The organism is Adhaeribacter soli, from assembly GCF_008727925.1.
In the GTDB taxonomy this organism is placed as follows: Bacteria; Bacteroidota; Bacteroidia; order Cytophagales; family Hymenobacteraceae; genus Adhaeribacter_A; species Adhaeribacter_A soli.
Map to the genome: position 1 here is coordinate 1 of NZ_VTWT01000016.1, position 12,959 is coordinate 12,959.

The 12,959-nt window shown below is 36.1% G+C and carries 9 protein-coding genes; all 9 read left to right on the top strand.

Going from position 1 to position 12,959, the window contains the following annotated elements; genetic code table 11:
• Positions 1 to 461: 461 nt before the first annotated feature.
• The 9 genes from F0P94_RS19445 (at position 462) to F0P94_RS19485 (ending at position 12,954) form a co-directional block, all read left to right on the top strand.
• Positions 462 to 1,094, top strand: a complete 633-nt coding sequence (locus F0P94_RS19445) for a toxin-antitoxin system YwqK family antitoxin (RefSeq protein ID WP_150906231.1) — start codon at positions 462 to 464, stop codon at positions 1,092 to 1,094.
• Entirely contained in the window at positions 1,091 to 2,359 is a 1,269-nt protein-coding gene (locus tag F0P94_RS19450) for a hypothetical protein (protein ID WP_191907115.1), read from the top strand. Before F0P94_RS19445 ends, F0P94_RS19450 begins: the two co-directional genes overlap by 4 nt.
• Entirely contained in the window at positions 2,347 to 2,706 is a 360-nt protein-coding gene (locus F0P94_RS19455) for a hypothetical protein (RefSeq protein ID WP_150906235.1), read from the top strand. Before F0P94_RS19450 ends, F0P94_RS19455 begins: the two co-directional genes overlap by 13 nt.
• Positions 2,699 to 3,190: a hypothetical protein gene (locus F0P94_RS19460; protein WP_150906237.1), complete on the top strand. Its 492-nt coding sequence runs from the start codon at positions 2,699 to 2,701 to the stop codon at positions 3,188 to 3,190. Before F0P94_RS19455 ends, F0P94_RS19460 begins: the two co-directional genes overlap by 8 nt.
• Complete coding sequence (locus F0P94_RS19465; RefSeq protein ID WP_150906239.1) at positions 3,187 to 4,323, top strand: type II secretion system F family protein; 1,137 nt, start codon at positions 3,187 to 3,189, stop codon at positions 4,321 to 4,323. The genes F0P94_RS19460 and F0P94_RS19465 overlap by 4 nt, the downstream gene beginning before the upstream one ends.
• Positions 4,324 to 4,427: 104 nt before the next feature.
• The gene (locus F0P94_RS19470) at positions 4,428 to 4,988 is read left to right on the top strand and encodes an OmpH family outer membrane protein (RefSeq protein ID WP_150906241.1); all 561 of its coding nucleotides are present in this window, start codon (positions 4,428 to 4,430) and stop codon (positions 4,986 to 4,988) included.
• Complete coding sequence (locus F0P94_RS19475) at positions 4,981 to 5,622, top strand: hypothetical protein (protein ID WP_150906243.1); 642 nt, start codon at positions 4,981 to 4,983, stop codon at positions 5,620 to 5,622. The genes F0P94_RS19470 and F0P94_RS19475 overlap by 8 nt, the downstream gene beginning before the upstream one ends.
• On the top strand, positions 5,612 to 12,160 hold the full coding sequence (locus tag F0P94_RS19480) for a hypothetical protein (protein ID WP_150906245.1): 6,549 nt from the start codon (positions 5,612 to 5,614) through the stop codon (positions 12,158 to 12,160). Before F0P94_RS19475 ends, F0P94_RS19480 begins: the two co-directional genes overlap by 11 nt.
• 50 nt (positions 12,161 to 12,210) lie before the next feature.
• Entirely contained in the window at positions 12,211 to 12,954 is a 744-nt protein-coding gene (locus F0P94_RS19485) for a hypothetical protein (protein WP_150906247.1), read from the top strand.
• Positions 12,955 to 12,959: the final 5 nt, after the last annotated feature.

The window sequence follows — 12,959 nt, forward strand, 5'->3', positions numbered from 1 at the left end:
GATACTGCTTTCTTCCTCTTCAGACTTGCTAATATCTATGCTTAGGAAAAATCCCCCTCAACAATTCAGCTTGATCCGAAAAATCCCCCTCAACAATTCAGCTTGATCCAAAAAAGCTAATAGCAGGCAGAGGCATAAAAACAAAAAAGCCTGACATTGCTGTCAGGCTTTTGTTGCTCCCCCTATTAGCTTATTCTCGAAACAATTGCTTCAGGATTTAAAGAAAATTTATGAGTTGGAGCCGTTCTTCTAAATGCAGAGAGCTGCTTCTTCATCCTTGCTCCATTACTGGATATCTAGGTGATAATACAAATTAGCAAGTTGCTTAAGGCATAAGGTAAATTTCGAAGCATTGACTCTTATGGAGAAATGGTGATAAAATATAATAAAAGAAAATGTTAAATTTGAATGTTGTTTTTAATAATTGTTATTGATTTTAACTAGTTGTTTGTACTTTATTAATGAAAAATTATAAAAAATCATATTTATTAACTCTTGCTTTTTTTTGTTTTTTCTATTATCCATCTTATAGTCAGTACTCAATAAAAGGGAAAAACAAAGATGAGATAACAAAAATGTACATAACATATGGGGATAGTATAGCAAATTTTTATGTACTAAATGAGATTAAATCCTACAAAATAAAACCTCAAGAAGACAGAACTTATTCTTGGTTTCGAGCAAATCAGGTTCATTTTACGCAAGGGGCCTTTATGGGTAAGCTACTAAGTGGAGATTATCTCCTCTTTTACAGAGATGGAAATATAATCGAGAAAGGTAATATCAAAAAAGGACAGAAAGAAGGGAAGTGGGCTAGGTGGCATAATAATGGACGGATTAAGAAAAAGGAAGTCTGGAGAAATGGAAACAAGCATGGGTATAGTGAAGTATTTGATCCTGCGGGCAATTTAGTTTTTAAAGGTAAGTACAAAGATGGAGCATTACATGGTAAAGTTTACACACTTAAAGATTCAGTGTATTCCAAAGTTAAATTTAAACATGGCAACCCTCAGGTTGAAAAAGTAAAAATTAAACAAACAAAAAAGAAATCTAAGATTACCAATTTCAATTGGTTGAAGCGAAAAGAGAGTTGAAAGTAAGAAAATTTTACTTTAAAAATTGCAAAAGGCTATCTGCTGGAATCTTAATGAGTGTGATTGCATTAAGTTTAGTAGTAGCTATAATTCTTAGCTGCTTAATTCTTCTTGCTTATAGTCGAAGAATCATGCTTTTGACGGATCAGATGCAAAAGGATGATCAATTGAATTTGAATTCAGGTTTAAGCTATGCGTTAGCAGAAACAAATTTAAGGTACAATGAAAAAATATTTATTGATTTATTTGATAGTGGCAGGGACTCAATTGAAATAGAGAAAAAATATTGGGGAATATTCGATATTCTTCAAGTCCGGACACTTAAGAAAGAAAGATCTAAAGTACTTACTGCCTTAGTTGGGAGTTTACCAGATAGTATTGGTAAATCCTCATTATATTTAGTGGATATGAATATGCCTTTGTCTGTAGCAAATAAGGCATATTTAAGTGGGCCCATGTTTTTACCTAAGGCTGGAATTAAACGAGTGTCTTCTAATGGGGAGTCTGATATAAGTACGGTTGCCTCTATTTTCCAAAGTAGGTCTGATTTCCCCAAACTTGATCCAAGTTTTACCGACAGATTACGCTTTTACGACCAAGTAGGAAAAAGCAATCAAATAGATAATTTTAATATGGGGTCTATAGACTCTTTATTAGAAGAAAATAGAAGCTTTCAGGAATCTACTTTGGTTTGGAGGAGTAATTCATCAATTAATTTACAGGGAAAAAAACTCATTGGTAATATAATTATTTATTCACCCAAGGAAATAACCTTTTATGAATCTACTGTTGCTGATAATATCATTGCCATTGCTCCGAAAATTACTTTTAAGGAAAACTTTTCGGGTAAAATACAGGTGTTTTCCACTGATACAATTATTGTAGAATCAGGTTGTCAGTTTAACTATCCAAGCGTATTGAGTCTGTTTTACAGCCATAATGGGTTTCTTTCATTTGGGCCATCAAGATTAAAAGGTTTTATAATTACAACTCCTCAAAAAGATAAAACGACTGCAAAATTAGTAACTGATCTGGGCGCTGAGATTGAAGGTGTTGTTTGTGCGAATTCCTTAGTGCAGCTTGAGGGTATAATCAAGGCAAACGTCATTGCGGCAAAATTTCTTAAATCGAATCCAGCTGCTTACTATGAAAACTATATAGGTAATGTAGAGATTGATATTTCATCAAGGACTGGATTTTTTATTACCTCATCTTTATTGAACACCAAAAAGAATAAGAGATCAATAATAAAATGGTTAAATTAAAAGGATGCTTAAAAGGCGCTTTACAAGCATCCTCTCTCCTTGAGGTTGTTGTGGCTATGGTAGCAGTAAGCGTTTTAATAACTATTAGCTTTTTATGCTTTTTTAATTTGGTAACATCTAAAGGTAGTTTTGAGAGTTTAAAGGTTAGGTTGTTATTAGAAAAGGTCTTAAATGATACAAAAAGGAATAAGGATTATCTTGATGAAGATTTAGTTTTAAATGGAATTTTGATTAGAAAACGAATCACTAATTATAAAGAAATAGATAATCTTCTGCTTCTAAAGGTTGAGGGCGAAGTTAAAGGCGATAGTACATCCTTGTATTTAGAGGAGTTGGTTTATGAATAAACAAGTAAAGAGCTTCACTATAGTAGAAATTATGGTAGTTCTTATATTATCTGGTGTTCTCTTCCTGATAATCTCGTTCTTATTAAATGCTTTGAATCTGGAGTTTAAAAATTATCAGAAGAAATCAGATCAGATTCTGGCATGTAGTAGGCTTTCATCTTTAATGCATAAAGATATTTCTAGTTCTTTAAATATTTCCTGGTATTTAAATAAACTAACATGTCTACAAGATTCATCATCAGTTGTTTATGAATTTTCTGACTCAATAATAATCCGAACACATGCTTTTGTTAGTGATACCTTTTTTATAGTACCCAAAAAAATTTTAATTCTTAAGCAAGGGGAGGAATCACAGGAAGATGGAGACTATGTTGATAATATTGATAATATTGAGCTAGAGTGTGTTTCAGAAGAACAATTAATCACTTTTAGTTTCAGTAAGTTTTATACAGCTGATCAATTAATTGCTAAAGATCAAAAATGAGTGGCTTAAATTTAAAAGAATATAAAATTGGGAAAAACCGTAAGGGTGCGGAGGCAAAACCCATAAGTATAGATTCTCCGGTGATAAGAACGCCTAAAGCTGCTTTAAAATTAAAAGAGAAGGAAAGTTTTTACTCTGAATTACAAGTATTACTTCTGGCTGGAATAGATTTAAAAGCAGCTTTAGAGTTGATAGAAGGTCAGCAGAAAAACAGTAAATTAAGGTTGGTATTTCGAGAAATAAAGGAAAATTTAATTAATGGAAGTAGTCTTTCGGCAGCTCTAAAAGCATCAGGTTGTTTTTCTGCCTATGAGAGTTTTAGTATCGAAATTGGTGAAGAGTCTGGAAAACTACCTGATGTTTTAATTGACATAGCAAAGTTTTATAATAGAAGCCTTAAACAAAGAAGACAGATTATCCAGGCTCTATCCTATCCTGTAATTGTAATTATTGCCTCCATTGCAGCAGTAGGCTTTATGCTAAATGTTATAGTTCCGATGTTCGCTGATATATTTAAACAATTTGGTGGACAATTGCCTGGGCCTACCCAATTTGTGATTTCCGTGTCAAAGCTTATTCAAGGTTCTTTCCTTCCTGTTTTCTTTTCAATTCTATTCGTTTCTATTTATAGTTATTTTTCACGGAAGAAGGCTTGGTTTAGAAAGTATAGTAGCAACTTCTTAAGTAAGGTGCCTATTATTGGGAATTTAATAAATTTAACCTATTTAGCGCGGCTATGTAGTGCGTTAGGGTTGCTTACTAGTTCCAAAGTTCCTCTAATTCAAGCTGTGCAATTGGCCAGGCAAATGGTTGATTATTATCCTATTGAGACTTCATTAAGACAAGTTGAAGAGGATATTCTTTTTGGGAAAACTTTATATGAAAGCTTAGCAGCCTATAGTATTTATAATAGCAGAATGCTTTCTTTTATCAGGATTGGTGAAGAAGCTAACAAGCTCGATCATTTTTTTTATAAATTATCTATTCAATTCTCGGAAGAAATTGAGCATGAAACTTCCTTGCTGAGTAGCATAATGGAACCTGCAATAATAATTGTTCTGGGATTATTCGTGGGAATTATTTTGATTTCTATGTATTTGCCTCTCTTTAATTTAAGTTCTCATATTGGGTAATAGTACTTAAAAAAGTACTTTTATATTTATTTTAATATATAGTAAAAAAAATTTTTTTATTTACTTGCATGTTATAATATTTGGGTTCTGTTAAACCAAGTATTATGTCAGTTTCAAAAATTAGTTGGGCTATAGCTTTATTATTTGTAGCAGTTGTACCTATTACTATATACCATTTTCTTTTCAAAGAGCCAGCCAGGATTGGCTTTGTTAAAACTGGTGTGTTGATCCAAAAGTATAAGGGAATGGAAACTGCTAATAAGCAGTTCGAGGAAGAGGTAAAAATAGTCACAGCTAATATTGATACTCTAAGAACCAGATTCGAGAAAATAAAGGCTGTTCAGGATAACTCTAATCCTGCTTTAAAATCTGATTTGACCTATCGTGCTAGTGTTGCAGAAAGAGAGTACCGAAGCTATAGCGATGCTGCTACCAAACAAATTCAGCAACGGCAAAATCAACTTTCAGCTGAAGTTCTGGGGAAAATAAATTCCTATATTCAAGAGTACGGGAAAAAGAATAATTATAAAATGATCCTAGGTACTACTAATGATGGTAGTATCTTGTACGGTCTTGATCAGGATGATCTTACTGAGAAAGTGCTTGCGGACTTAAATGCAAGTTATAGTGGTGGTACTAATTCTGATAAGAAGGAAAATGAGTAGCATTATCAAGAGAAGATTAAGTTGGCTCTTTTTCTTGCCGCCCCTTTTTGTTTTTTTAGGTTGCCAGAAGAAAGTTTCCATTCCTGAATACTTGAAGGAAGTTTCTCATAATCCTGAGCTACGAAGGGAGTATATTAGTGGGGATTATAAAATAACCTGCACCTATATTCCCCCTGAAGTTTTAGCAATTTCTGAGTTAAGTAATGCTGAAGGCTCCTTAAGCGAAAATAGCATTTTAGAAGAGAAAGAAAGATTCTCTAATGGGGTGTATTTTAATTTAAGAATAGGCTTAACAGATAGCTCCGATATTCTTAAGAAAGGAATTGTAGATCGCAATCAATACGTGAGAAGAGTGAATGCACTTACTAATGATCTTAGAAAGGCTGTTTTCTTGATTGCTGGTAATGGGGATACAATCAAAATCTCTAATTCGATTTTTGAGCGGAGTTATGGCGCATCTCCTGATGCTGTTTTTATGGTTGCCTTTCCTAAAGAAAGGTTGGAGAACGAGAGTGCTATAAAATTTATTTTTGATGATAAATTCTTTTCGATTCCCAACCTAGTTCAATTCGATTTTAATTTAAACTACATAGATAAAGAACTCTCCTCTTTAAAGCTGAATTATGAAAAATAAGCTACGCATTATTAGGCTTACTGCGTTCGTGTTGGCTATTAATATCACCTTAGAAGCATTCTTTCCTGTAGTGGCTTACGCTCTTACAAGCGGACCAACTACACCTGAAGTTTATGGACATCAGCCTGTGGATGCAACTGACAATGTTAGTTTGGTAACAGGGGATTTTAATTATACAATACCTATTACCTCGATTCCGGAATATCCAATGGCAATTGGGTATTCTTCGCAAGCGGGTATGGACCAGGAGGCTGGGATTTTTGGTTTTGGAATTAATGGATTCACTGGCGCAATTGCTCGCGGCATGCAGGGCCTTCCTGATGACCTTAAGGGGGGAGCCCGGAATTACAAGTATGAGAATCAGCCCAATTGGAGTGCATCTGTAGAGGGTACCTTCTCAGCAAGCCTGGCGTCTTTCGATGTAGGGGTAGTAGGCGGAGGAGTTGGAGGAAATGTTTCCCTTCTTGTGGGCTATGACAACTACAAAGGGTTACATGGTGCCATTGGAGCTGGTTTAGGTATTGCTGCTGGGTATAGTGGTAATGGATCTACTGGAGTGCTGAATAATGTTTTAAAAAATATAACTGTTGGAATAGGAGGAAATGTAAATTCCGATTATGGTTTTGCTGTTGGTGGAGGATTAAGTTTTAATAATATGGTGTCATTGGGAATGAGTGGAACATCATTGAAAAGTTTGCAACCTTCTCTATCTTTTATGGGGAATGATATGATCTATGATTTCAATGAAAATGCTGTCTCCGCCTTTTCTGGGGCTCCATTGAGTAATGAACTGCCTCCTTTAGCTAATGTAATTCCTACAATAAAGAGTTTTGGAGCGAGCCTTACCGTTCCTATCAATCCTAATATCGACGTTACTGGAACCTACACTAATTTTGACAGAGGTACCATGAACAGCGATAAAAATGGGTACGGCTTTCTTTATCTTGATGAGTATGGGAACCAACGTGGGAACCGGGACATTATTGCTGATTTTGCAATAGAGGGGGAACAATCCTATAATTCTGGTGCAAGGAATAACCCATCTTACCTTCAGCGTGATGGATTTACAGTAAGTGCACAAGGGCTTTCCGGAGGAATGCAACTTTATCAAGATGAATATGGTGTAGTTTCCCGCAATTTCAGCCGGTATCAGGACAGAGATCTTTCTCTAAAAGGCCTTATGACAGTTCGGAAAGAAGTTGAGCCTTGGACAAACATAACCAAATCGTCAATTAATAAGCAATTAGATATCTTAGATTTTCTAAAGAAATCTGATCAAGAAGGCGATAAAGATTTTGATAAAACAATATTTATTGAAAAAGAGCTTAAAAGTTTAAAAACAAACGACCAAATATTTAATAAGCCAAATGGCAAGTTAAAGTTTAAAATGCGTGGAGATTTGGCTGGTGAATTCAATTTAGCATCCAGTAATGCAACAGATTTCTCTCCTAATAAATATGATCTGATTCATTTATCAGGATCAGGTGGCGATAACCGATTCTTCTTTTTAGGTGAGGAGGCAGATATGCCCCTGTATTATCCAAACCCAAAACAAACAACCTATAATAACTTTAACAGGAGCTCAAATAAATTAAAAACCTCTACGCAGATATCTTATTATACAGTTAAGGAGGTATTAGATGCTCATTGTAATTCAACAAATTGTGATCCAGCAATTGGTGGAGCAAAGTACAATGAAAGCTTTTTCATTCACGAAAAATTAAAGAATGTTGGCAATAAATGGGAAGATCCAAAATTAAAAGATAAGGATAATTATGACAATCATAATATTCTCGACCGGCTTAAAATTATCCAAAGTAAAGGAAATCCTGAGAATAAATTTTACCCAGATAATTTAATTGCGGATGTCAGGGTTAAAAACGTAGAAGGATTAACTTATGTTTTTAATCTTCCCGTTTTTAACGAAAGCAGTGAAACTATTCAATTAACCGGAAAGGGGAAAAATGCGCCGGTTAAAGGCAGCAGCACCTATCATAGTTTTAACCAAAACGGACGTAATGTTGATCGGAATAAAATAACGGTAAAGGAAAAGTATGCTTACCCTTATGCCTGGATGTTAACTGCCATTGTAGGTCCTGATTATATTGATTTTGACAAGGTACCTGGCCCCAGCGATGGGGATTTAGGATATTGGGTTAAATTTAAATATGTAAGAGTTGCAGAGAATTATAAATGGCGAATGCCTTTCTCCGGGCTTTCACATAACCCTCTTACTTTATCGTTAGTAGATGACGATACATATTCGGCAGTTGCGGGAGAGAAAGAAGTTTACACCATTTCCGAAATAGAGTCTTCAGGCTTTATAAGTAAATTCCAGTATCAAAAGCGATTCGATGGATTGGATACAAAAGATGGTCTTCTAAATGGTTCGGCTTTTAATCCCTTTTCTCAAAATGCTCCTAATGAAGATGTTATTGGAGAGAAATCCCTTTTTGCAGTAACCCGGGTTGAATTATATAAAAAGCATTTCGAAGGAGAAAACTCAAAGCGAAGAAGCCAGGACCAGAAAAGAGGTAAATTAATTCAGGCAACTGAATTTAAGTATGATTACTCAATTTGTCCTAAAACGCCAAATAACCTCACTAATTATAAAAATTTTAATGGTAATTATGATGTAAAGGCTCAAAATGTAAGCTACCACATAAATCATATTTCCAACCCAAATGCAGCAATAGGAACAGGGAAATTAACGCTCCGGAAAGTGCAGCAGAAATCCTATGAAGGCGATGATCAGGGGGTTTATTTACCAAGCTATCAACTCCGATATGGATTTGACGATAATCCGGGCCAACCAGAATATAATCCTGAGTATGATGCCAAACAGATAGATCAATGGGGTAATTATTCGAAAGAATCTAAGTTTATGGGCACAAACCTTAGTAATGTGCCATTCTACCATAATTACACGGAAATTAACAAGGCCCAGGCAGATAAGAATGCCAGAGCTTTTAAAGTTTCAAAAATCTCCATGCCCACTGGCGGTGCTTTAAGCGTAGCTTTTGAAGCCAAAAGCTATTCTAAGGTCCAGGAGCATACGCCGTTTATCATGCGTCACATAGATAGTGAAATTGGAATTACCTATGGTAGCTCTGGGGGACCAAATACCTTATTCGTTTGGGTTGATATTTCTGACCTGGATGAAGATGGAGGAAAAGACCTAAGAAATTTATCATATGATAATGGAGCTAAATACAGTGTCGGAGATGAGGTTTATGGTGAACTAACCTTTTATGAAAGCAATACTACATTATTCCCTAAACGGGAAGATGAAGCTTATACTACTCCCGGTGTTTTTGTTTTGCATGAATTGACAAATGATTTTAAAGTAGTTAATGGACGTAAATATCAAAAGATCAAGTTAAAGGATAAGAATAAGCCAGCTCAAATTATCCCATTTGTAAGTGAATTCAAAAGATATCTCTTTGGGTCTTCTACAAAAATGAAGGTTGTAAAAGAAAATTCCTTTATTGGCCCTGTTAATTGCAATAACTTACAACGCTCTTTAGATCAATATAATAATTTAGAAAAAGATGGGCCATTAGATGCTGCCCGGAAAATGATTAATAATGCTGCCTCCTATTTCAGAAGCTCCGACAATTTTGAAACTCAGTATACGGATTGCTATGGATCACCGTGGAATGAGGTTTCTCCGAATAGATCTTTCATCCGCACGCTTGTGCATAAGGGTAAGTATACTGGCAGTCAGGTTAAAAGCATAACCTTTACCGACGGATTTTCCTATGCCACAAGTAGTAATGGGACTGACAAAACAATTCGCGAAAATACCTATACTACCAATTACTTCTATGACGTGAATGGTGATGGGACAGGTAAAACGGAAGGAGTTGCCACGCTTGAGCCAGGTGATGGCCCGGGTAACGTAATAGACAATGACCGGAAAACAGGTATAGGTTTTATGCCTGCTCCTAATATTCTTTACGCTAAAACATCTGTCGAAACCGGGTATGCTGCCCTTAATTCAACAAACGGTTCGCCGGTTTCTCGCAAAAAAGGAAAAACCGAATATCAATTCTTCTCGCCAAAGGACAGTGAATATAGCTTTGACAAGAACTTTGTAGCAGAGAAGACGAATTTCGATTATAAGCCTGATGGACGTTTCTTCTTATTGGGGATCTGGAGTTGGTTAATCCTTAAAATTAAGATCTGGCCATTTAAAAAGAAGCTTACCATTAAAATCCCTATTCCACTTCCACTAAAAGTTCGGTGGAGGAGAGCCGATACGTATGATGTGAAATCATATGCATATGCTGACCAAACAGATATTTATGGCAGATTGAAAAAAGTAAGGCAACTCGGAGCTAATGGGATTGAAGTGTCTATGGAAGAATACAAATATTTTGGTAAAAACGAAGCCGTGAAAGCTTACAACGGAGTTAGCTCAAATGGAAGCCCGGTTAATGCATTCAATACGACACCAGATGATTTAAAATTAGGCAGAACTGATCAAACCTGGTCTGAGGCTTATTATACCAAAGAGTCTGAAATTACCCTCATTCCTTGGATCCTGTTCTTAAACGCAAACACTCAGAGGCATTTTGCTTATACAAATATGAAGTATACGTATGTGCCGCCAGTACTTAAAGAAACAGTAACCAAATACAATAAAGAAGGAATTGTAAACAGTTTGGAGAACACTGCTTTCGATCATTATACCGGGCAACCGATTGAGACAAAGACCAGCGATTCTTACAGTAATATGAAAATCAATCGGGTTGTTCCAGCTTATTGGCAGTACCCAATTATGGGGCCTGCCAGCCCAAATAGTTCATCGGATAATTTAAATATGTTAACCCAGGCCACAGCTACTTACCAGTATCTCAATACGGTTTCGGTAGCTAATGTAATAAGTGCAGGCATAACCGAGTGGTCTACGGACGGTTATCTGATGGTTGACGGCATTCGTAATACCGGAAAGCAAGAGTTTACAGGCTCTCAGCCTGGCCAAACGGAGTTTGCTTATGCTTATTCGAGAATTACTTCGAATGATTTGGAAACTGTTTACCAAACTAACGGTAAAACCAGACCTAATATTCCATTAGTAAATGAGAGTAGGGGCAATGATGCAGTAGTTAAAAATAGAACAATTAAAGCTCCTAGTAAGGTAGCCAGACCTATACGCACCTTTGCTTATGAAACAAAAGTAAAAGACAATGGAGCTGATGCCGGTACTTACACGCAGTTCTCGCCTTTTGTTTATTCTTCGACTCCTGTTCAGTCTAATCCTAAATGGAAGCTTTTAACTACCAGTACGCTGTTCGATTTAAATGGTAATGTGGTAGAAACCAAGGATGTTTTAGAAAAATACACCGCAGCTCATTTCGGGTATAATTTCTCAAACTCGGTAATGAAAGTAAGCAATGCAAGCTGGCATACTTCACTCTTTGCGGGCGCAGAAAATACTTACTCATCCCTTGGAGCCACACCTGAAACATTTAGCGATGATCCTAAACTTGTTTTAGAATCTGCTAGAGTAGTTGGGAAATGTGATCCTGTTTACGCAAACAAGGTATTAACATATTCTAGCATGAAGAATAATGTAAATATGCTTCGGCTTTGCTTCCCGAGTACCATCAGCACTAACTTAAACACTCCTGTTGCCCGGGTGAAAGTATCCTATATCGGTAATAATAACGCCACTCTACAGCGGAGCTTGCTTATAAGTTTGAATAATGATAAGAAACCAGTAATAATGACTGATAGAGGAGAAGTGTTTAATGGTTATTATTTACTTCCAGATGAAGCTGAGGATAGCTATTACAATACGTGCTATACCTTAATCTTTGATGGCTCAGTTCTGCAGAATTTTACTCTAGATAATACCTTCCAGGTTCCTGGATTCTATTCTACAGTAAATGCCCATACGGTGGGACCAAACTGTTCTATGCCTAATAAGTCATATAAACTTTCAGTTACCGACTGCATCCTTAACTCACATACCGGTAACTATGTGTTCAGCTTAGAAGGCAATGATAAAAAAGGGACTCTGTTTGAGCTGGATTTTACTAGCAACAAAGTGCCAGTAAGTGAGAGAACAAGGAAGTATAAAGCATCAGTTTGGGTTCATAAATCAAGTCCGGCTCAAACCGCGCTTGTAGTTCAGGGATGGGATACGCAGTTGAACAGATATGTAACGATCAGATCTGTGGCTCCATCTGCTGCCTATATGACCGCCGGGGATTGGATGCAATTAAGAGTTGAGGTAGAGCGAAATACTTCATTGTATTCAAAACTAAGGTTCTTTGTTGAAAATAAATCTTCACTTGGAACAGCCATTTATGATGACTTTAAAGTGATGCCATACCAGGCTGTATCAAAAAGCTTTGTTTATGACCATAAAACAGGCAGGGTAATGGCTGAATTAGATAACGAGAACATTGCCACTTTTTATAAATACGATGCAAAGGGTCGCCTGATTGAGGTTAAAGCCGAAGTAGATCAATTAGGCCCACAAACTATTAAGCGGTATTTATATAATGAACAGAAGGGTGCTAATTAACGGCCAAGAAAAAGAAGCATCCAATATCATCATTTTCAATTAGACACAACATGAAAGAAACATGCTGTAAAGGCTTACTTATTTTATTCTTAACTATACTTTCCACTTCTTTTAAACCTGGTTCCTTAATGGCGCAGGGCTTATCTGAAAAAGAAATGATGGAAATAATGGATAAAGCAATGGGCACCGTAGGCGCTGATGATGAAAATACAGCGATATATTTTGAAGGAATTGCATTTGGTATAGCTAAGCCAGAGGCCATTTTTAAAATGCCAGCTTATAAAGTTTATAGAGGTGGACACTTGTTTAATCTCGGAAAAAAATTTGAAATAAAGCTTGGTATTATGAAAGCCTTATGCGATGGTAAAATAATGGTAATAGTTGATGAAAAATCAAAGTCAATGGTGATAGACTCGCTGCGGGATGAAGTACCAGGGTTTGCCGGACAAAAACCGGATCTGCAAAAACTAATTGACGATAATTTTGGGACTGGAGAAATAAAATATGCTGGTACCGAAACTATAAACGGGAAAAAGTGCCACAAGATTAAAGCCATTATGACTGAAGATAAAATTTCGACCCACGTGTTTTACTGGGTAGAAATTAAAAGTAATAAGTTGCTTCTTATGGCAGAGTGGCAGAATAATGCCTATGATGTTTACTGGATTAAAAGCATAGGTCAGGTGCCGAAAGGTCATGTTTTTGATGTGAAAATTCCAAAGCGTGAGCTCGAAGATTTTTATGGATACCAGGTTTTTGACTTGCGTTATTCTTCTGAAATGTTAAAAAGATAAAGCTA